This is a genomic window from Micromonospora sp. NPDC005220, assembly GCF_040607895.1.
In the GTDB taxonomy this organism is placed as follows: Bacteria; Actinomycetota; Actinomycetes; order Mycobacteriales; family Micromonosporaceae; genus Micromonospora.
Genome location: NZ_JBEXHP010000015.1, coordinates 32,736 through 51,329 on the forward strand (window position 1 = coordinate 32,736; position 18,594 = coordinate 51,329).

The following is an 18,594-nucleotide window of genomic DNA, read 5'->3' on the forward strand; positions in this document are numbered from 1 at the left end:
GTGAACGGGGATCCGGAGTACGCGCAGGAGTTCGTCGACGTCGACGGTGGCCGGCTCAGTGTGCAGGTATACCCGGAACCGGTCGGAGTGACGGGTGCGCCGGTGGTGGTGATCTGGCCCGCGATGGGGGTCCGGGCCCGGTACTACCGGCCCTTCGCCGCCGCGCTGCGCGCCGCCGGGCTGGCCGTCGTGGTGGCCGACCTGCGCGGCACCGGGGCGAGCACGCCCGCGCCGAGCCGGGCGGACCGGCACGGCTACGCCGAACTGGCCGACGACGTGGGCGCCGTCCTGGCCGCCCTCAAGCCACGGCTGGACGGACGGACCCGACTGCTTCTCGGGCACTCGCTCGGCGGGCAGGCCGCGCTGCTGCACCTCGCCCTGCACGGCAGTGACGAGGTGGACGGGTTGGCGCTGATCGCGGTCGGCATCCCGTACTGGCGGAGCTACCCGGGTCTGCGCGGCCTCGGCGTGCTGCCCTACACCCAGGGAATCGCCGCCACGGCGGCGCTGCTCGGGGTCTGGCCGGGCTGGGGCTTCGGCGGTCGGCAGGCGCGCGGCGTGATCCGGGACTGGGCGTACACCGCGCGGACCGGTCGGTTCCCCCGGCTCGACGGCGCGGACACCGAGGCGGCGGTGCACGCGGTACGGACGCCGGTGCTGGCCGTCAGTGTGGACGATGACCAGTACACCCCGCACGAGACCATGGATCACCTCTGCGCCAAGCTCGGCGCCGCGGCGGTGACCCGGGAGCGGTACACAGTGGCGCAGGCCGGGGCGACGTTGGACCATTTCACCTGGGTCCGCGCGAGTGACCCGCTGGCGCGGCGGATCGCCGGTTTCGCCGGCGACCTGCCGCCCCGCTGAGCCGTACCCGGCCGGTCGGCGGACGACCGTCGGCTCACTCGTCCTGGTCCAGCGGCACCAGTTCGCCGTCCCGTTCCACCTGGATCTCGGCGTGCTCCCTCCGGGGCGCGACCTCGGCGGTGTTCCGGTGTGGGTCGTTGTCGGGGTGCATGAGCACCGCGTCTGTTTTGGGGGTCTTCTCCCGGCTCTCGTCCGGCTGCGACATCGCGTTCCCCTCTCGTCGGCGTCGCTCGGCATCTACCCGCCACCGGGCGAACGACTCCTGCTCGGGCCCGGCCGGCCCGCCGACGCCAGGGATGTCCCGTAGCTGCCCTCCACGGCACGGAACGGCCCACTCGGGGCGGGGTTAACCGCCCGACCGGCGGGTAAGCCGCACCGCCCGACACGGCGGAAGGGGATCACATGTCCGAACGGCATACCGCACTGCGCTCGATGCACGATCTGGGCCTGGCGGCCTGGTTTGGCGGCTCCCTCATGGGTGCCCTGGGCGTCAACGGCGCGGCGGCGAAAATCAGCGACTCGACCCAGCGACTCCCGGTCGCCTCGGCCGGCTGGTCCAAGTGGACACCGGTCAACGCGGCCGCGATCGGCGCCCACCTGGCCGGTGCGGTCGGCGAACTGGTGACCGAGAGCCCACGGGTGGCGGCCCAGTCCGGCGTCGGCCGGGCCAGCGCCATCAAGACCGCGTTGACCATCGGCGCCCTGGCGGTCACCGGCTACAGCCGGTTGGTAGGCATGCGGTTGGAGAAGGCGGGAAACCCGCCGGTGAGCGGTGCCACCGAGCCGAACCCCCAGACCCCGGCCAGCGTGGCCTCGTCGCAGCGGCAGATGAAGCTGCTCCAGTGGGCCATTCCGGCGCTGACCGGCACCCTGGTCGTGGTCACCGCGTACATGGGTGAACAGCAGAAGCCGGGCCAGGTGTTCCGCGGCATGCTCGGACGCGCCGGCGGAATGAAGGGCGCCTCGAAGACCATGATCAAGGTGGCGGGAATGAGCAACGGCAAGCGGCCGATGGCGATGGCCGGGCGCTGAACGTCGGGCCGGCCGGCGTCCCGCCGCCACCTCGACGGCGGGGCGCTGGCCGGCCCTGCGCGCGCACCGGGACGACGACGGATCCCGCGCACGCAGCGGCGTGCCGGCGACTCGTCGTACGACGAGGTCGGGCGGGCGGTCCGGACCCGAGGACGGCACATCGTCCGCCGGTAGCGGCGGACCGACGAGCGGGGTGGCCATGACGGCGCACAAGGGACGCGGCGGGAACAACGACCGGCTCGAGCCGGAGGCGACCAAGCCGTGGGGCACCAGCGACGGCTTCGACGCCGACGCGCCCTGGGGCACTGACGACGACTCACCGATGGACGAGGGCAGCGAGGAGACAGCGGTGCCCGAGGGGCGGCGCGGAGAGCGGCGCGCCGGTGCCCCGGCGGGCCGGTCGGACCCGGCGGGACGACACGGCTTCGGCCCGGTCGAGCCGACCCGTACGACGACGGCCGGCCCGGGTGCCCCACCCGATCCCGCCCCCAGCGAACGGCCCTTCCCCGACGACGCGGACATCGGCGAGTCGACCCAGGACGCACTTCGCACCCGGGGCCGGCGGTCCTGAACGGACCCGCGCCCGACGGGTGGCACGTGCGGCGGTCAGCTGCTCGCCGGGACGCTGTGATCGGCGACCATCGTCTCGGCGAGCAGCTGCGCCAGCCGGGTGGCATCGCGCTGGGCCTGGCCGGCGCAACAGTTGTTGAACAGCACGTGCAGCTGGTCGGGGAGACCGGCGAACTCGGCCAGCAGTCTGGCCCAGTGCCGAAGCTCGTCCTCGGCGTACGCGTACCGGAACTTGTCCTGTTTGTCGCCCTCGCCCCAGGCGTCGCTGTGACCGTGGAACCGGACGATCGCCGGCTCCGCCGTCATGGTCAGGATCGGCGGCACCGACGACGGATGCCCCTGTGGCATGTCGGCGCAGACCAGCGACAGCTCGTGGGCGCGTAGCAGCTCCAGCGTGTCCGCCGCGGCGTCATCGTCGAACCAGGAACCGTGCCGCAGCTCCACACCGACCCGCCACGGCCGGCAACGCTGCGCCAGCTCGACGATCCGGCGTTCGGCCGCGGAGCTGCGCACCAGCCATGGCGGGAACTGCAACATCACCACACCGAGCTTGCCGGCCGCCGCGATCGGGTCGAGGGCCGCGCGGAACCGGGCCCACAGCTCGTCGTACGCCCGTTCCGGCAGGTCACGGCGGCGGATCCGGCTCGGGCCGGCGGCCGGACGCAGGTCCCGGGGCAGCACGGCGACCGGCGTCGGATGGCCGGTGAAGAGGCTGAACGCCTTGACGTCGAAGGTGAAGTCGTCAGGTGTGGCGTCCACCCAGCCCTGGGTCGTCTCCGGCACCGGGATGGCGTAGTAGGACGTGTCCACCTCGACCAACGGGAACCGGCTGGCATAGAAGCCCAGCCGACGGGCCGGCGTGCTGGCCGAGCGTGGGTACCACCCGGAGCGCAGCAGGGACTGGTCCGCCCAGGACGACGTGCCCACCTTGATCACAGCCATGTCGTTCAGTGGACCGCCACCGGCGCGGATCGGCAACCGCTGGGCGGGCCTCAGCGGAGTCGCGTGCGTTGCCGAGCCTCGGTGGTCCGGTCCCTGGCGTAGGCGTCGGCGTGGCCCCAGCGGCCCGGGACGTCCAGCAGCTCCAGCCGGCCGAACCCCTCGGGCACGGCCGGGTTCACCAACAGGTTGTCGCCGGTGGGTCGCAACCCCAGCATGGTGCTCAACAGCATCAGCAGCGCCCCCGACGACCACGACTGCGGGCGGCCGGCCCCCGGCAACTGGACCGGATACTTCGTCAGGCTGCGCTCGTGCCCGGCGATCGCCTCCGGCACCGCCCCAACGAGAGTCTGCGCCATGTCGAAGATGCCGCCCGCGATCGTGGCGGCCTGCGTGTCACAGCCGTAACGGCGCAGCCCGGCGGCGATCAGTGCGTTGTCCGCCGGCCACACGGCGCCCAGGTGGACGCCCACCGGGTTGTACGGGCGCTGCCCGGTGGCGAAGGTTCGCACCCCCCAACCACTGAACAACCGCGGTCCGACCAGGTGCTCGGCAACCGTCTGCGCGCGGTCGTCCGGGACGATACCGCTCCACAGCAGGTGCCCCATGTTGGAGGCCAGCGCGTCGGCCGGCTCACCGTACGGGTCGAGCGCCAACGCGTAGTAATCCCGGTGCGGCAGCCAGAAGTCCCGGTTGAAGCGGTCCTTCAGCGCGGCGGCTTCCCGCTCCAGCCGGTCGGCGTGCCCTGGGTCGCCCCAGAACTCCCGGGCCAGCCGGGCCCCGCGCCTCTTCGCGTCGTACGCGTAGCCCTGCAACTCGCAGGTGGCGCGGGGAAAGGCGGGTTGCCGGTCGCCGGCGCTGGTGATCCCATCCGGAGAGTCCTTCCAGCACTGGTTGATCGCGCCGTCCCGCTCGTTGCGACGCTGGTAGCGCAGGTAGCCGTCCCCGGTCAGGTCGCCGTACTCGTCGATCCAGTCCAGCGCCATCCGGGCCGGGTGGCGCAACTCGCGTACCAGGTCCGCGTCACCGGTCCACCGCTCGTACTCGTCGAGAAGGACGACGAAGAGCGGGCTGGTGTCCGCCGAGCCGTAGTACAGCGCGTTCGTCCGGTCGCCGAACGCGCTGGACTCGCCGTAACGGAGGTGGGCCAGGATCTTGCCCGGTTCCTCGTCCAGATCGTCGTCGAGCTGGCCGCCCTGCATGAAGGCCAGCATCCGCAGCGTCGCGAGGGCCAGTTGGGGAGTGAACGCCAGCGTCTGCAGAGACGTGATGATGCTGTGCCGTCCGCACAACCACATCTGCCACGGCAGACCAGCGATCGGCACTCGGGCGTCGTACGCCAGCGGCCGGTACCGCAGCGCCGCCAGGTCGGCCAGGCTGCCCCGGTACATCTCCTCCAGGCCGGCGCGTTCGGCCACCAGATGCGGCGCCCGGTCCATCCAGTCCGCCAGGCTCTCACGCATCCCGGTACGCACGGCCCGCTGGTGGGACTCCAGGGCGGCGCGGACGTCCTGCCCGTCCGCACCGCCCATGGTCATGGCGACGTGCAGGTCGGTCTCCCACTTCCCCTCCGGGGCGAGCCGGATCCGGAACGTCATTCCTCCCTCGTCCACCTCGACCGGTTCGGTGCTCCGCACGGTGGTCTGGCGGACGAACCGCTGCCGTTGGTAGCGGAGCACGAGCCGGTGGTTCGCCGAGTCCGCGGTGACCTCGACGGCCCGCTGGCGGAGGTGGCCGAACTCGGCGATGTCGGTGAAGTCACTGCCCATCTCCACTCGAATCGTGAAGTCGGCAGGCTGTGACGAGTGGTTGAGCACCGTGATCCGCTCGTGCAGACAGTCGTGGATCGAGCGGTGGCGGATGATCGACACGTCGGCGTCGACGTAGTGGCTGGCCGCGCCGGGGACCAGGACGAACCGGGTCTCGAAGTACGTCATGTCGTCGCGGGAGAGCGCGTTGATCCGTTCGCCGTCGATCCTGAGCACCCAGTGCGACAGGAAGCGGGTGTCGTACGCGAAGAGCCCGACCGGTGCCCGCGGGTCGGCCTCGATGTCGCCCTGGGCGTCGCTGATCGCGAACACGTTGCCGGCGATCACGTGCAGTAGTTCCTGCCTCACGACCGTTCCCCCCGGGCGCCCGCCGCGCTTCGACCCGAGGCCCGAGCGGCCATGGCGGCTCGGCCCAACTCCCGCGGATGACGGGCGCCGCTCGGCCCCTTGAAGATCCGCCGCAGCAACATCAGCAGTTGCATGTTGCCCTGCACGGTCAGCTCGTTGCGCAGCAGAGCCACGCCGGGATGCAGCTGACCGTTGACCATCCGGTCGAACACCCACCGGTCCGCGCCGACGACCAGATCGGCCTCATCGGCCGACCGCGCCACCTGGACCTGCTGGTCGGAGATGGTCAGGTACCAGTGATCGGTGCTGCCGTTGTCGCGGACATCCAGCCGCAGCGTTCCTGCGGTGGTCTCCGGCAGGTCGGACCGCCGACCGGTGTCCAACTGTTGCAGGTACTGCTCCGCCGTCGCGCCCATCAGGCCCCCTCCCCACGGCTTTCCGCAGGATCACCCGGGCCGGGGTGAGCGCGGTTCACCCGAAACGGGTGAGGTGCCGCGAGTGGCGGGCTTCCTCAGCCGGCTTCGATCAGGCCCCGCACATAGGCGGCTTGGCCGACGTGTTGCAGGTCGTCCTCGGCGATGCTGACCAAGCGGACGCCGAGGGTGACCGGCGGATCCCACGCCTCGTCGACCACCCGGTCCAGGTCCGCTGGGCCGAGGCCGGCCAGGAGCGATCCGGTACGCGCCGCGACCGCCTCGTAGTAGTCGATCAACGCTTGCGCGCTCTCCGGCCGCACGGCCGCGACCTCTGCGGCCGAATGACCGTAGCCCGTGTCGTCGGGGCTGGCGGCGAGCCCGAACCGCCCGGCCCAGTCGCCGCTCACCCAGACCTGGTCGGCGTCGAGCAGGTCGGCGATGTGGTGATCCTGCACCCGGGTGAGGTGCCAGACCAGCCAGCCGATCGAGTTGGCGCCAGGCCCGGGTTGGTGGCGCAGTTGCTCCGGGCTGAGGCCGTCGACCGCCGCGCGGACGAGGTCGGGCAGTCGGTCGTACGCCTCGGTCAGCAGGTCACTCACGTTCACGGGTACGCCCTCCTGGTTGGGTTCCGATCAGGTACCGCCGGAGACGGGCGGGCAAACCTCGGCCACTACGGTGATCGAATGGTCGCCGCGGTGGAGTTGTACCTGGACCCGGACGCCACCCGCCGGATCCGGGTGCTCTGGGACGCGCTGGAGGCCGAGGGCGTGCAGAGCATGCGTTCGCTGCTGGAGCAGCGCCACCGCCCGCACGTCTCGCTCACGGTGGCGCCCCGCTTCGACCCGGAGCAGGTCGCCGAGGCACTACAGGGGACGGTGGTGGCCGCCCCGCTTCGGCTCGACTTCCAGCACGCCGGCCAGTTCGTCGGTCGGGTGCTCTGGCTCGGCCCGGCGCCCACCCCGGAGTTGCTGGCACACCACCGGCTGGTGCACGACCGGCTCGCCGCCGCCGGCATCCCCCTCGCCGAGCACTACCAGCCGGGGCGCTGGGTGCCGCACTGCACGCTCTCCATGCGGGTGCCGAACGTGCTGATGGCCGCCGCGGTGCGCCGCTGCCTGGAGGTGTTGCCGCTGGCCGCGACAGTGGTCGGCGCGGCGCTCACCGACCACGCGCGCGGCATCGCCCACCCGCTGCCTTGACCGTGCCTCGACCACCGATGCGTAATGTCCGGTTTGGCGGGCGTCAGTCGAAAACCTGAAAACAACCGGTGCGGATGTGGCCAGGCGTGGGAAGGTTCGAGTGGCTGTCGTACCGGTGGTGGGCTGCTGGCAGGCGGTTCGCCCGGCCGGTGGCGCGGGGTCTGCCCCGCGCCGCCCCACGACGGCTTCGACGAGGAGAGGCAGGGCCCATGCAGGCTCAGCGCAGGCCACCGCGCACGGAGCGGAGCCAGACCCGGGAAGACCGGACCGGCGGCGGGATGACCGGGGCGGCAACGCCATTGACGATCTGGGCGGCCGCCGTACTACTTGGCCGGATCGGTGCCGGCGACGACGACGTCGAGGACGAACGGCACATCCTGCGCGGCATCGAGTGAGGTGCGGCCGAGGGTTCAGAGCCAGCCGCGCCGCTTGAAGATCGCGTAGAGGGTGCCGCAGACCAGCAGCATCAACAGCAGCGCGAAAAGGTAGCCGAAGCGCCAGTTCAGCTCCGGCATGTGGACGAAGTTCATTCCGTACACGGTGCCGATGAGCGTGGGTGCGAAGAGGATCGCCGCCCAGGACGAGACCTTCTTCAGCTCCTCGTTCTGGGCGAAGCTGGCCGCGGTGAGGCTGCGCATCTCCTCGTTCTGCTGCTGCGAGACGAGGGTGGCGTTGACGGTGAGGATGTTCTGCAACAGGTGCCGGAAACCGTCCACCCGCTCCACCACCTGGGTCAGGTGGTCGGTCACGTCGCGCAGGTAGCGGCGCAACTCCTCGTCGGTGCTGGCACTGCCGGCGCCGTCGGCCAGCGCGTCGAGCACGCTGAGCAGGGGGCGGGCGGCCCGCTGGAACTGGATGACCTCGCGGCTGAGGCCGTAGATGCGCCGGCTGGCGTTCGGGTCGCCGCCGAACACCTGGGTCTCGATCTCGTCGATGTCGTTCTCCAGCCCGGCCACCACCGGCGCGTACCCGTCGACGACCTGGTCGAGGATCGCGTACAGGACCGCCTCCGGGCCCCGGGCGAGCATCTGCGCCTCGGTCTCCATCCGCCGGCGCACAGCGGCCAGGTCCGGTGCCTCGCCGTGCCGGACGGTGACCACGAATCCCGGCCCGATGAACAGGTGCAGCTCGGAGAACTCGACCTCCTCCCGGAGGTCGTCGTAGCGGGCGGCGCGCAGCACCACGAACAGGGTGTGCCCGTACCGTTCCAGCTTGGGCCGCTGGTGGGCGTTGATCGCGTCCTCGACCGCCAGGTCGTGCAGCCGGAACTCGTGGGCCAGCGAGGTGATCTGGTCGGTGTCCGGCCGGTACAACCCGATCCAGGCCATCGCGTCGTCCTGCTCCTGGAGGCAGCGGTACGTCTCGGCGAGGCCGGACGGAGAGGCGAACCGGTGCCCTCGGATGTAGACCGCGCTGTCGACCAGACCGCCGTGCGACGGGGTGGGCGGCTCCGTGGGCGGCGGCACGCCGACCCTCTTCTCGTACTCGTCGAGTTGGCGGCCGAAGCCACCACCGGGACGGACGCGACGGCCGCCGACCATGCCCTGTCCCCTCCCTCGGCGCCGTCCGGTCCAGCCCGGGGCGCTGCTTCCCCCCTGTCCTGGGCCCGAAACCCGCCGTGGGGTCGGCCGGTTCCGCGCACCGGGGGACGGGGGCGCACCGACGGGCGGATACTCACGGTGACCGTGGGCGGGATGACGGGGGACGCGCCGGTGAAGGTCGACAGACGCGCCGGCCGGTTGCGGGGGTGGCTGCTCGACGCCGGCTCGGACCAGGCCGTGCAGCACCCGGGGCCGCACGGGCGTCCGCCGGAGCGCCAGCACCACCCGTGGTGGAAGGTGATGTGCCTGACCGGTGTCGACTACTTCTCGACGCTGGGTTACCAGCCGGGCATTGCGGCGCTGGCCGCCGGGGCGCTCTCGCCGGTGGCGACCCTGGTGCTGGTGCTGGTGACCCTGCTGGGCGCGCTGCCGGTCTACCGGCGGGTGGCGGTGGAGAGCCCGCACGGTGAGGGCTCCATCGCGATGCTGGTACGTCTGCTCAGCTACTGGCCGGGCAAGTTGCTGGTGCTGGTGCTGCTGGGTTTCGCGGCCACCGACTTCATCATCACCATCACCCTCTCGGCCGCCGACGCGACGGCGCACATCGACGAGAACCCGTTCTGGCCGAGCGGGCTCAAGGGTCACGAGGTGCTGCTCACGCTGCTGCTCGTGTCGCTGCTGGGCGCGGTGTTCCTCAAGGGATTCGGCGAGGCCATCGGGATCGCCGTCGTCCTGGTCGTGATCTACCTGACGCTGAACGCGGTGGTGGTGGCCGACTCGCTGTGGCGGGTGGTGACGCACCCGAGCGCGGTCCGGGACTGGACCACCATGCTGACCACCGGGCACGGCGATCCGTGGCGGGTGGTCGGGCTGTCGCTGCTGGTCTTTCCGAAACTGGCGCTGGGGCTGTCCGGCTTCGAGACCGGGGTCGCCGTGATGCCGAGCGTACGGGGTGACCCGCAGGATTCGGAGGCACGACCGCTGGGCCGGATCCGGGGCGCCCGCCGGCTGCTCACCACCGCGGCGCTGATCATGAGCGTCTTCCTGATCACCAGCAGCGTGACGACCACCGTGCTGATCCCGCCGGAGGCATTCAAGCCGGGCGGGCCGGCGAACGGCCGGGCGCTGGCCTACCTGGCGCACGCGCACCTCGGCGGGGTGTTCGGGACCATCTACGACCTGTCCACCATCGGGATCCTCTGGTTCGCGGGGGCATCGGCGATGGCTGGTCTGCTCAACCTCGTACCGCGCTACCTTCCCCGGTACGGCATGGCGCCGACCTGGGCGCGAGCCGTCCGGCCGCTGGTGCTGGTCTTCACCGCCGTGGCGTTCCTGATCACGATCACCTTCAAGGCCAGCGTGGACGCGCAGGGCGGCGCGTACGCGACAGGCGTTCTGGTTTTGATCACCTCGGCCGCGACGGCGGTGACGCTCGCGGCGGTGCGGCGTCGTCAGCGCGGCCGGACCATCGCGTTCGGAACCATCGCGGTGATCTTCGTCTACACGACGCTGGCGAACGTGGTGGAACGCCCGGACGGTGTCAAGATCGCGGCCTGTTTCATCGGTGGGATGATCCTGGTGTCGGTGCTGTCCCGGCTCATGCGGGCCTACGAGTTGCGCGTCGACCACGTCGAGCTGGACCCGGCCGCGGCCCGGATGATCGACGAACGAGCGGGGCGGCGGATCCGCCTCGTCGCGCACGAACCCCACCGGCGCGACGAGGCGGAGTACCACTCCAAGCTGGCCCAGACCATGGCGGACAACGACTTTCCCGACGACAACGACATCGTCTTCGTCGAGGTCGAGGTCACCGACCCGTCCGACTTCGAGACCGAACTGCTGGTCCGCGGCAGCGTGGTCGACGGCCGCTTCCCGGTGCTCAGCCTGGCCAGTTCGTCGGTGCCCTCCGCGCTCGCCGCCCTGCTGCTGGAGATCCGCGACCGCAGCCGTCGACGCCCGCACATCTACTTCGAGTGGTCCGAGGGCGGTCCGACTCGCAACTTTCTGCGGTACCTGGCGTTCGGACAGGGCGCCATCGCCTCGGTGACCCGGGAGATCCTGCGCCGCCGGGAACCCGACCCGCACCGTCGACCGCACGTGCACGCGGGCTGACCTGGGAGCGGGCGGCCCGTCGCGGACGGTGAGCGTGGTCATAACGACTGGACGACCCACCCGTTCCTGCTGCTAGCCTCGGCGCAGGTCATGAGCGCCAGCGCGAAGCCCCGGCTCGCTGGCCGGCAACCCTCCTCCGCGGTGGGGTGCCCCGGGTGAAGACCAGGCACCGGCACGACGTCGGTGCAAGCGTGGCCTGGCACCCAGGTCAGCACAGACCCGGGAGAACCATGCGCATCCTCAGCACCGCCCCACCGACCGACGTCGTGGACGTCCGCGTCGGTTGGCCCTCGCCCGCACTGACCCGGCGACGGCACGTGGACATGATGCGAATGTGCAGCGCCGCGTGTTGTCGCGGCATCGCGCTCTAGCACTTCCCTTCCCGAACCCCTTTCCACCGGTACGCCCATCGGGCGCCCCGTCGGCGGCGCACGCCCGTGCGCGCCGGGACACCACCCTTCGGAGACACCCGTGCGATTCCTTCCTGCCCTGACCCGGGCCGCAGCCCTGGGCGCGGCCACCATCCTGGCCGCCACCGCCCTCACCGCCTGCGGCGACGACAGCTCGTCCGACGCCACCGCCAACCCGTACGGGCTGGCGCAGCCGGGCGTGCTGCGCGCCGGCACGCTGACCGACGCCCCGCCGAACGTGTACCTCAAGGACGGCAAGTTCACCGGCTTCGACAACGACCTGCTGACCGCCGTGGCCGGCAAGCTCGGGCTCACTGTCGAGTTCGTCGGCACCGATTTCTCCGCGCTGCTCAGCCAGGTCAACAACCGCAAGTTCGACGTCGGCAGCTCCTCGATCACCATCACCGAGGCACGCAAGAAGACAGTCGACTTCGGCAACGGCTACGACTTCGGTTACTTCGGTCTGGACGTCCCGGCCGGCTCGCCGATCACCAGCTTCGACCAGCTCGCCGGCAAGCGGGTCGTGGTGGTGCAGGGCACCGTCCAGGACGACTACGCCACCGGCAAGCAGCTCAACCCGGTGCGGGTGCCCGACTACAACGGTGCGATCAACCAGCTCAAGGCGGGCACCGCCGACGCGTGGATCGCCCCGGCGGAGATCGGCGAGAAGTCGGCCACCGACAGCAACGGCAAGATCACCGTGGCCGCCAAGCAGCTCAGCCCGGCGCCGACCGCGTACGCCGTGGCCAAGGGGAGCGACAAGCTGCGCGAGGCGCTGAACAAGGGCCTCGACGAGGTGATCGCGGACGGCACCTGGAGCCGGTTGCAGGCGCAGTACTACCCGGGTCGGCCGATCCCGGCGGACTTCAAGCCGGGTAGCGGCACCGTGCCGGTGCCCGCCGGGTCCGCCGCGCCGTCGGCGTCCGCGTCGAGCGCGTCCTGAACCGGTGACGAACGAGCGGGGCGGTAGGAGAGGCGACCGATGGATCCGTTGAGCACCCTCTGGGAGACGTTCTTCGACCTCGACGCGATGCGCGAGGCGCTGCCCGAGATGCTGACCGTCGGGTTGCCGAACACGCTGATCCTGGCGGTCTCCGCCGCCCTGCTCGGCTCGGTGCTGGGCCTGCTGCTGGCCGTCGCCGGGATCTCCCGCAGCCGCTGGTTGCGGTGGCCGGCGCGGGTCTACACCGACGTGTTCCGGGGGCTGCCGGCCGCGGCGACGATCCTGCTGATCGGCGTCGGGCTGGCGCCGCTGGGCATGCAGGTCTGGGGGCCGGATCCCTATCCGCTGGGCATTCTGGCGCTGTCGCTGATCGCCGCCGCGTACATCGGGGAGATCTTCCGCTCCGGCATCCAGTCGGTGGAGGCCGCCCAGTTGGAGGGTGCCCGCGCCCTCGGCTTCTCCTGGGCCGACGCCATGCGGCTGGTGATCATCCCGCAGGGCATCCGGCGGGTGCTGCCCGCCTGGGTGAACCAGCTCATCGCGCTGATCAAGGACTCCAGCCTGGTCTACTTCCTCGGCCTGGTGGCCAGCCAGCGGGAGCTGTTCCGGATCGGGCAGGACTACGCGGCCACCACCGGCAACGAGTCCGCGCTGCTACTGGCGGGGCTCTTCTACCTGGCGTTGACAGTCCCGCTGACGCACGTCGTCAACTGGATCGACCGGCGGCTGCGGCACGGGCGACCGGCCACCGCACCGGACGACGAGGACGACGAGCCGCTGTTGCCCGCCGCCACCCAGGGAGACCGGCGATGACCACCACCGACACGACCACCTCGGTCAGCCTCGACGTCCGCGACGTGCACCTCGCGTTCGGACCCAACCGGGTGCTGCGCGGCGTCGACCTCTCGGTGCCGCGTGGCGCGACGGCCTGCGTCATCGGCCCGTCCGGGTCGGGTAAATCCACCCTGCTGCGCACCATCAACCGGCTGATCGAACCGGACCGCGGCGACGTGCTGCTGGACGGGCGCAGCGTGCTGGGCGACGACCCGGACGCGCTGCGGCAGCGGGTGGGCATGGTGTTCCAGCAGTTCAACCTCTTTCCGCACATGAGCGTGCTGCGCAACGTCACGCTGGCGCTGCGCCGGCTGCGCAAGCTTGATGCGGACGCGGCGGACGCGGTCGCCCGCGCCCAACTGGAGCTGGTGGGGCTGGCCGGCAAGGCGAATTCCCGCCCGGCGCAGCTCTCCGGTGGTCAGCAGCAGCGGGTGGCGATCGCCCGCGCGTTGGCGCTGCGGCCCGAGGTGATGCTCTTCGACGAGGCGACCTCGGCGCTCGACCCCGAGCTGGTCAAGGGCGTCCTCGGGGTGATGGCCGACCTGTCCGCCGCCGGGATGACCATGGTGGTGGTGACCCACGAGATGGGCTTCGCCCGGCAGGTCGCCGACACCGTCGCCTTCATGGACCGGGGCGTGGTGCTGGAGGCCGGACCGCCCGAGGCGATCTTCGAGCGGGCCGCGCATCCGCGGCTTCGCCGGTTCCTCGACCAGGTGCTCTGAGCCGGGCCGTTCGAAGACGGTCACTCGTTGGGCCCGCGCCCCAGCAGCCGGATCTCCTCGTTGTCCAGCGCGGCCTGGAGTTCCTGCAGCACCAGGTCGTCGATCTCCTGGTTGTCGCGCAGTCGGGTGACCTCCCGCCTCTTGCGGGCGAGGACGCCGAGGCGCAGTCGGCGATCCAGCTGGCGCTCCTCGGCGGTGTTCCCGCCGCTCTCGTTGAGGTCCTCCAGATGCCGCTGGTACTCGGCCTTCAGCCGACGCACCGAGTCACCCTCGACACCGACCTCGGCGGCGACCTGGGGAAGAGCGGCCAAGCCCGCCTCGGTGGCCCGCCGCCGAGCATGCCGGGTCTCGTCCACGCGTTCCGGGTCGCCGCTCAGCCCGGACCAGCGCACCACCAACGGCAGGGTGGTGCCCTGGAGGAGCATGATCAGCACGATCACCAGCGCGGTGACGAAGATGATCAGATCGCGTTCGACCACCGGCCGACCGGCGGCTGTCATCGTCGGAACGGCGAGGGCAGCGGCGAGCGACACCGCACCCCGGAAACCGGACCAGCCCGCGACGGTCGCCACCCGCCAGCTCCACGGTCCCTGGCTCGGGTCCATGATGCGGCGCCGCAGGTTCGCGGCCTGCGCGGTCAGGTAGACGAAGAGCAGCCGGGTGCCGGTAACGACCACTGTGACCACCAGCACGATCACCAGAGCCCGTTCGGGAGAGGTGCTGGTGATGCCCCGGACCGCGCGGGGGATCTGTGTGCCGAGCAGGACGAACAATCCGCCGTTGATCAGGAAGGTGGTCAGGTCCCAGAACGCGTACGCCAGCACCCGGGAGCGGGCGCGGATCACCCGTGGGCCGGCGTAGGCCAGCACCAGGCCGGCTACCACCACCGCCAGCACACCGCTGGCGTGCACCGTGTCGGCGAGCAGAAAGGCGCCGAACGGCGTCAGCACGCTGAGCGCGCCCTCGCGCAGTGGATCGTCGAGCCGCTTGCGGATCAGCACCACGGCGGCCCCCACCAGCAGACCGGCGACCACGCCGCCGACACTGGCGCCGACGAACTCCTCGCCGATGGCCAGCACACCCGGCTTGGCGCTCTGGGTGAGCAGACCCACGGCCACCGCGAAGACCACCAGCGCGGTGCCGTCGTTGATCAAACTCTCCGCGTGCAGAGTGGTGAGAAGCTTGCGGGGCAGCCTCTTGGCCAGCCCGGTGACCGCGGCGGCGTCGGTCGGCGCGAGGACCGCGCCGAGCACCCATGCGGCGGCGGGGTGAACCCCGAACGCCTGCGCGGCGAACGACACCGTGACCATGGTGAGCACCACCAGCACCACGGCGAGCAGCCCGATCACCGGCAGGTTGGCCCGGATCTCCCGCAGGCTGATGGTGAGGCTCTCCCGGTACAGGATCGCCGGCAGGAAGATCAGCAGGACCAGGTCGGGTTCCAGGGTGACCTTGGACAGCGGCGGCGTGAGCCCGAGCAGCACCCCGAACGCGATGAGCAGGACCGGGGGCGCGACCCGGTACCGACCACCGAGAGTGGTGCCGATGAGGACGGTGGCGCCGAGCACCACGATCAGGATGAGCGCCTCCACGCTTACCCCCTCGGACCGATGGCCGACGGTGGACCCGCCGGTGGTTCCATCTGACCGCACCGGCCGGCTCGTTCCGGCGGAAACCGGCAAGTCGCCAGGTAGCCCGAGCAGGGGGCGTCTCGTCTGGCACGAGAACGGGCACCGGGATAGAGCGTGCGCTGGGAGAGAAGAGCTACGGGCCGCTTCTCCGCACAGGTCGTGGTTCTGCCGTACGTCTTGACCAGCTAACAGACGCGTTTAGCGGCCGGCACTAGTCGCGTGCCGTGACGTAGACCCCTCGGCCGGGCTGGCCGTACACCAAGCCCCGAGCCTTCAATTGGATCATGACGAAGCGGATGACCGTCTCACTCACTTCGTAGAGCGCGCAGAGCTGAGATGTGCTGGGCAGCTTATCGCCAGGCTTCAACACGCCCGACTCGATCTGTCTCGTGATGTCGTCTGCGATCTGTTGATACAGCGGCTCAGCCATCGGTCGTCCTCCCTGCAGTCCAGAGAACACGCAGGGGGATTCATCAGGCGACACGGGGTATCGTCGGTACACCCAGAGTACCCAGTAACGTAGGTTGGAGGTGTGCGGATGGTGAGCTTCAACGGGTACCTAGCGGCCGTAGCCATGACCCTGGCGCACAGACACAAGATCCCGATCAACCGGGGCCACTGGCCAGGTGAAAGCCGATGACCACACACGCACCGGTCCGGCCACTCTGGCTGTGCGAGGGATGCGACCGGCCGTGGCCCTGTGTCACACGCCGCGCGGAACTGCTGACCGAACACGAGCGGGTGCCGCTGGCGTACTACGTGAGCCTGTGCCTGATCTCTGCCGGACAGGACATGAGCTGGGCGCCACCGGATGTGCTCCGACGCAGGTTCATCGGTTGGTTGCCGTGAAGGCCGGAGACGTCGTGTTCATCGGCCCGGACTGCTCGGTGCAGTTCACGGGGAACCGGGCGCTGATGATGCGGCTGGGGTCCATCGGCGAGGTCGACCCGTACAACGGGTGGGTGTGGGTTTCGGGGTACGTCCTCGACGCGCGAGGGCTGGCCACGGCCAGGCGTGAGCTGTACGTGATCAAAGCCGGGCTACGCGTCGCCTCGGCACCAACAGTGGTCAGCAAACCGGGGCGCAGGGGGCGTCACCCGACACGTACGGGCCAAGGCCGTGTTTCACAGGTCCCGGTCATAGCCACTCGCTGATGGCAACAGTGCGAACGGTGGCCAGGTGGCGCATGGCGAGCTTGTCGTACCCGGTGTTCGGCTTGGCGACTGTTCGTAGATCTTGGACAGTTTCCGTTCGCACGGAACGGAAACTGTCCAAGATCTCGCAGTATGTGGCCCCTGGAGCGGTGCGGCGGCCAGGCGGTCGGGTGGCGCGCCGCCTCGGCGTTGTGGAACCTGACCATGAGGAGCATCAGGCATGGCAACCAGCGTCGGCAGCTTCGCGGCATGGCGTACCTGGACCACCAGACGGTCAGCTGCGGACACTTCATGGCGGAGGAGGCACCGGCCGAGGTGCCCCGGGCGCTGCGCGCGCTGCTCGCCCGTTGATTGATCGGCGACCCGGCCACACCACTGTCACCCTCGGTAAAATATCCGACACTTCTTGTCATTGGGTGGGCGTGCGGCCGGGTCGCCGCACCACACCCGTCGCGGCGCCCAAAAACCCGCCAGCGACGGGCGCTGACCTGCGGGAATGCGCCGTTTCACCAGGTGGACGACACCCGGTAATCGGTGATACACAGGCAGTTACCGGCAGCCAACGACGTCGCGGCGCTTCATCTTCTCGCCTAACGACCGTCCACAGACAACGTGCCTACTGGGCTTCGCCGCCCGGACCGCAGCTCGACAGTCGCGACCCACCGAACGGCACTGGCCCATCGGCCGCTGCCGGACGCCGGTCCTCGACCAAGGAGTTGCCGTGGGAAGCCTTCGGATCCGGTCCCGCCACCAACCGTACGAGGTCGCCGTCCTGGCCGCAGCGCCGCTCTGCGGCGTTCTGAGCTACGAAAAGCTGCCGGCAGGTATCACGTGAATATCGCACCGGCGCCAGCCGCACCGGACTGGGTGCAGGTGGCGCTCAGCGTGCTCGGCATCCTCGGCGGTGGCACCGGTCTGGCGGCGATCGCCACCGTCGTGGTGCAGCGGGGCAAGTTCAAGGCCGACGCCGCGGACACCCTCACCGAGGCCGCCCTCACCCTCGTGCAGCCGTTGCAGACCCGGATCACCCAGTTGGAGGTCGAGGCGCTCAGCGCCCGGTCCGAGCTGGGCACGCTGCGCGAGCAGGTCAACCAGTTGCAGTTCGTGGTGCGGGTGCTCACTCGGACGCTGGACCGCTGGCGGGCCGCGATCCGCGCCCCCGACGCCACGCTGCGGAAGGTCCGCGCCACGGTGGCGGAGTCCGACCGGATTCCCGAGATGGATCGTTGATTGGGCCGGTGTCCCCGCACCGCCCGCCCCACCGCGTAGCTCGGCGGTGCGGGTCGCGGCTACCGGTTGGCCGCCCGCTCGGCGACCACCACCGAGATCCCGTCGAGGACGCGTTGCAGACCGAACTCGAACGCGTACTCCGGGCCGTACGCGGCGGCGTGCTGCTGGCCGGCTGCGGTGCCGACCCGGGAGGCGGTCGGGTAGGCGCCGGCCGTCATGAACGTCTCCAGCCAGGGCGCGTGCGACTGCCACCACTGGCCGTCGGTCATGCCGGTCTCGCGCTCCAGGTCGACCACCTCGGAGGCGGCCCGTGCGGCGCTCTTCACGTGCCCGAGCACGAGGGTGAGCACCGCGTCGATCTCGACGTCGGTGAGCCCGATGTCGACGATCGCGCTGAGCTCGTAGTCGTACTTGGCCATCAGGTGCGGGCCGAGCACCGGTCGGGTCGTCTCGGCCCGCAGCATCCAGGGATGCCGCTGGTAGAGCGCCAGGTTGTCGCGGGCGATCCGCTCCAACCGGGTACGCCAGTCGCCCTCGACGGCGGGGCGCGGCATCTCGCCGTACGCGGTGTCGATCATGACGGCGACGAGTTCGGCCTTGCCCGGCACGTAGGTGTAGACCGACATGGTGCCGACCCCCAGCGCCTCAGCGACCCGGCGCATGGTCAGCGCGTCGAGCCCCTCGGCGTCGGCGATGTCGATCGCGGCCCGGACGATCCGGTCGACGCTGAGCGCCGGACCGGCGCTGCGGCTGGTCGGCTCCCGGGTACGCCAGAGAAGGGCCAGGCTGCGGGCCGGGTCCGCGGTCGCCTTACGCTCACTCGCCATGGTGCGGCCATCCTAACAACGCGGCCGTACGCCGTACGCCCGCGCGGCCGGCC

22 protein-coding genes and 1 riboswitch are annotated in these 18,594 nt (G+C 70.8%); of the genes, 13 read left to right on the top strand and 9 right to left on the bottom strand.

The annotated features are described in order from the left end of the window. Positions 1–864: an alpha/beta fold hydrolase gene (locus ABZU52_RS09815; RefSeq protein ID WP_354970652.1), complete on the top strand. Its 864-nt coding sequence runs from the start codon at positions 1–3 to the stop codon at positions 862–864. Positions 865–898: 34 nt separating this feature from the next. On the opposite strand, the gene ABZU52_RS09820 is transcribed toward ABZU52_RS09815, so the two are convergent. After that, a complete protein-coding gene (locus ABZU52_RS09820) occupies positions 899–1,069 on the bottom strand; it encodes a hypothetical protein (protein ID WP_354970653.1) in 171 nt (56 codons plus the stop codon). Positions 1,070–1,266: 197 nt separating this feature from the next. Here ABZU52_RS09820 and ABZU52_RS09825 point away from each other — a divergent pair, with 197 nt between their 5' ends. Then, the gene (locus ABZU52_RS09825; protein WP_354970654.1) at positions 1,267–1,896 is read left to right on the top strand and encodes a hypothetical protein; all 630 of its coding nucleotides are present in this window, start codon (positions 1,267–1,269) and stop codon (positions 1,894–1,896) included. A 199-nt stretch (positions 1,897–2,095) separates the two neighbouring features. Next, the gene (locus tag ABZU52_RS09830) at positions 2,096–2,467 is read left to right on the top strand and encodes a hypothetical protein (RefSeq protein WP_354970655.1); all 372 of its coding nucleotides are present in this window, start codon (positions 2,096–2,098) and stop codon (positions 2,465–2,467) included. A 35-nt stretch (positions 2,468–2,502) separates the two neighbouring features. Here ABZU52_RS09830 and ABZU52_RS09835 read toward each other — a convergent pair whose 3' ends face one another. The 4 genes from ABZU52_RS09835 to ABZU52_RS09850 all read right to left on the bottom strand — a co-directional run bounded on the left by ABZU52_RS09835 (position 2,503) and on the right by ABZU52_RS09850 (position 6,543). Next, entirely contained in the window at positions 2,503–3,408 is a 906-nt protein-coding gene (locus ABZU52_RS09835) for a DUF72 domain-containing protein (protein ID WP_354970656.1), read from the bottom strand. A 50-nt stretch (positions 3,409–3,458) separates the two neighbouring features. After that, on the bottom strand, positions 3,459–5,522 hold the full coding sequence (locus ABZU52_RS09840) for a glycogen debranching N-terminal domain-containing protein (RefSeq protein ID WP_354970657.1): 2,064 nt from the start codon (positions 5,520–5,522) through the stop codon (positions 3,459–3,461). Further along, the gene (locus ABZU52_RS09845; RefSeq protein WP_354970658.1) at positions 5,519–5,938 is read right to left on the bottom strand and encodes an SCP2 sterol-binding domain-containing protein; all 420 of its coding nucleotides are present in this window, start codon (positions 5,936–5,938) and stop codon (positions 5,519–5,521) included. The genes ABZU52_RS09840 and ABZU52_RS09845 overlap by 4 nt, the downstream gene beginning before the upstream one ends. Positions 5,939–6,033: 95 nt before the next feature. Beyond that, positions 6,034–6,543, bottom strand: coding sequence for a DUF664 domain-containing protein (locus tag ABZU52_RS09850; protein ID WP_354970659.1), 510 nt, complete (start codon positions 6,541–6,543; stop codon positions 6,034–6,036). Positions 6,544–6,621: 78 nt separating this feature from the next. Between ABZU52_RS09850 and ABZU52_RS09855 the strand changes: the two genes are divergently transcribed. Then, positions 6,622–7,137 (top strand): 2'-5' RNA ligase family protein, encoded by a 516-nt coding sequence (locus ABZU52_RS09855; RefSeq protein ID WP_354970660.1) that lies wholly within the window; start codon positions 6,622–6,624, stop codon positions 7,135–7,137. A gap of 209 nt (positions 7,138–7,346) precedes the next feature. Then, a complete protein-coding gene (locus ABZU52_RS09860; protein ID WP_354970661.1) occupies positions 7,347–7,532 on the top strand; it encodes a hypothetical protein in 186 nt (61 codons plus the stop codon). Between the two features lie 15 nt (positions 7,533–7,547). Here the strand turns inward: ABZU52_RS09860 and corA are convergent, their stop codons facing one another. Continuing rightward, complete coding sequence (gene corA, locus ABZU52_RS09865) at positions 7,548–8,678, bottom strand: magnesium/cobalt transporter CorA (RefSeq protein ID WP_354970662.1); 1,131 nt, start codon at positions 8,676–8,678, stop codon at positions 7,548–7,550. A 153-nt stretch (positions 8,679–8,831) separates the two neighbouring features. Between corA and ABZU52_RS09870 the strand changes: the two genes are divergently transcribed. The 5 genes from ABZU52_RS09870 to ABZU52_RS09890 all read left to right on the top strand — a co-directional run bounded on the left by ABZU52_RS09870 (position 8,832) and on the right by ABZU52_RS09890 (position 13,699). Then, positions 8,832–10,790 (top strand): amino acid transporter, encoded by a 1,959-nt coding sequence (locus ABZU52_RS09870; RefSeq protein WP_354970663.1) that lies wholly within the window; start codon positions 8,832–8,834, stop codon positions 10,788–10,790. An 86-nt stretch (positions 10,791–10,876) separates the two neighbouring features. Continuing rightward, a riboswitch (SAM riboswitch) is annotated at positions 10,877–10,988 on the top strand. A gap of 32 nt (positions 10,989–11,020) precedes the next feature. After that, on the top strand, positions 11,021–11,161 hold the full coding sequence (locus ABZU52_RS09875; protein ID WP_354970664.1) for a hypothetical protein: 141 nt from the start codon (positions 11,021–11,023) through the stop codon (positions 11,159–11,161). Between the two features lie 100 nt (positions 11,162–11,261). After that, complete coding sequence (locus tag ABZU52_RS09880; protein WP_354970665.1) at positions 11,262–12,143, top strand: ABC transporter substrate-binding protein; 882 nt, start codon at positions 11,262–11,264, stop codon at positions 12,141–12,143. 39 nt (positions 12,144–12,182) lie between these two features. Beyond that, a complete protein-coding gene (locus tag ABZU52_RS09885) occupies positions 12,183–12,956 on the top strand; it encodes an amino acid ABC transporter permease (protein WP_354970666.1) in 774 nt (257 codons plus the stop codon). Further along, on the top strand, positions 12,953–13,699 hold the full coding sequence (locus ABZU52_RS09890; RefSeq protein ID WP_354970667.1) for an amino acid ABC transporter ATP-binding protein: 747 nt from the start codon (positions 12,953–12,955) through the stop codon (positions 13,697–13,699). The genes ABZU52_RS09885 and ABZU52_RS09890 overlap by 4 nt, the downstream gene beginning before the upstream one ends. A 20-nt stretch (positions 13,700–13,719) precedes the next feature. Here ABZU52_RS09890 and ABZU52_RS09895 read toward each other — a convergent pair whose 3' ends face one another. Continuing rightward, positions 13,720–15,291, bottom strand: coding sequence for a Na+/H+ antiporter (locus ABZU52_RS09895; RefSeq protein WP_354970668.1), 1,572 nt, complete (start codon positions 15,289–15,291; stop codon positions 13,720–13,722). A gap of 250 nt (positions 15,292–15,541) precedes the next feature. Further along, positions 15,542–15,760, bottom strand: a complete 219-nt coding sequence (locus ABZU52_RS09900) for a winged helix-turn-helix domain-containing protein (protein WP_210816850.1) — start codon at positions 15,758–15,760, stop codon at positions 15,542–15,544. Positions 15,761–15,966: 206 nt separating this feature from the next. Here ABZU52_RS09900 and ABZU52_RS09905 point away from each other — a divergent pair, with 206 nt between their 5' ends. The 3 genes from ABZU52_RS09905 to ABZU52_RS09915 all read left to right on the top strand — a co-directional run bounded on the left by ABZU52_RS09905 (position 15,967) and on the right by ABZU52_RS09915 (position 17,714). Continuing rightward, positions 15,967–16,179, top strand: coding sequence for a hypothetical protein (locus ABZU52_RS09905; RefSeq protein ID WP_354970669.1), 213 nt, complete (start codon positions 15,967–15,969; stop codon positions 16,177–16,179). A gap of 437 nt (positions 16,180–16,616) precedes the next feature. Beyond that, complete coding sequence (locus ABZU52_RS09910; RefSeq protein WP_354970670.1) at positions 16,617–16,835, top strand: hypothetical protein; 219 nt, start codon at positions 16,617–16,619, stop codon at positions 16,833–16,835. A gap of 480 nt (positions 16,836–17,315) precedes the next feature. Then, positions 17,316–17,714, top strand: coding sequence for a hypothetical protein (locus ABZU52_RS09915; RefSeq protein WP_354970671.1), 399 nt, complete (start codon positions 17,316–17,318; stop codon positions 17,712–17,714). Between the two features lie 59 nt (positions 17,715–17,773). On the opposite strand, the gene ABZU52_RS09920 is transcribed toward ABZU52_RS09915, so the two are convergent. Continuing rightward, positions 17,774–18,541, bottom strand: coding sequence for a TetR/AcrR family transcriptional regulator (locus tag ABZU52_RS09920; protein ID WP_354970672.1), 768 nt, complete (start codon positions 18,539–18,541; stop codon positions 17,774–17,776). Positions 18,542–18,594: the final 53 nt, after the last annotated feature.

Excerpts from the sequence above, each read along its gene's own strand:
- ABZU52_RS09820 (WP_354970653.1), bottom strand. The coding sequence starts at position 1,069 with ATGTCGCAGCCGGACGAGAGCCGGGAGAAGACCCCCAAAACAGACGCG.
- ABZU52_RS09825 (WP_354970654.1), top strand. The coding sequence starts at position 1,267 with ATGTCCGAACGGCATACCGCACTGCGCTCGATGCACGATCTGGGCCTG.
- ABZU52_RS09830 (WP_354970655.1), top strand. The coding sequence starts at position 2,096 with ATGACGGCGCACAAGGGACGCGGCGGGAACAACGACCGGCTCGAGCCG.
- ABZU52_RS09835 (WP_354970656.1), bottom strand. The coding sequence starts at position 3,408 with ATGGCTGTGATCAAGGTGGGCACGTCGTCCTGGGCGGACCAGTCCCTG.
- ABZU52_RS09845 (WP_354970658.1), bottom strand. The coding sequence starts at position 5,938 with ATGGGCGCGACGGCGGAGCAGTACCTGCAACAGTTGGACACCGGTCGG.
- ABZU52_RS09855 (WP_354970660.1), top strand. The coding sequence starts at position 6,622 with ATGGTCGCCGCGGTGGAGTTGTACCTGGACCCGGACGCCACCCGCCGG.
- ABZU52_RS09860 (WP_354970661.1), top strand. The coding sequence starts at position 7,347 with ATGCAGGCTCAGCGCAGGCCACCGCGCACGGAGCGGAGCCAGACCCGG.
- corA (WP_354970662.1), bottom strand. The coding sequence starts at position 8,678 with ATGGTCGGCGGCCGTCGCGTCCGTCCCGGTGGTGGCTTCGGCCGCCAA.
- ABZU52_RS09870 (WP_354970663.1), top strand. The coding sequence starts at position 8,832 with ATGACGGGGGACGCGCCGGTGAAGGTCGACAGACGCGCCGGCCGGTTG.
- ABZU52_RS09875 (WP_354970664.1), top strand. The coding sequence starts at position 11,021 with ATGCGCATCCTCAGCACCGCCCCACCGACCGACGTCGTGGACGTCCGC.
- ABZU52_RS09885 (WP_354970666.1), top strand. The coding sequence starts at position 12,183 with ATGGATCCGTTGAGCACCCTCTGGGAGACGTTCTTCGACCTCGACGCG.
- ABZU52_RS09890 (WP_354970667.1), top strand. The coding sequence starts at position 12,953 with ATGACCACCACCGACACGACCACCTCGGTCAGCCTCGACGTCCGCGAC.
- ABZU52_RS09900 (WP_210816850.1), bottom strand. The coding sequence starts at position 15,760 with ATGGCTGAGCCGCTGTATCAACAGATCGCAGACGACATCACGAGACAG.
- ABZU52_RS09905 (WP_354970669.1), top strand. The coding sequence starts at position 15,967 with ATGACCACACACGCACCGGTCCGGCCACTCTGGCTGTGCGAGGGATGC.
- ABZU52_RS09910 (WP_354970670.1), top strand. The coding sequence starts at position 16,617 with ATGTGGCCCCTGGAGCGGTGCGGCGGCCAGGCGGTCGGGTGGCGCGCC.
- ABZU52_RS09920 (WP_354970672.1), bottom strand. The coding sequence starts at position 18,541 with ATGGCGAGTGAGCGTAAGGCGACCGCGGACCCGGCCCGCAGCCTGGCC.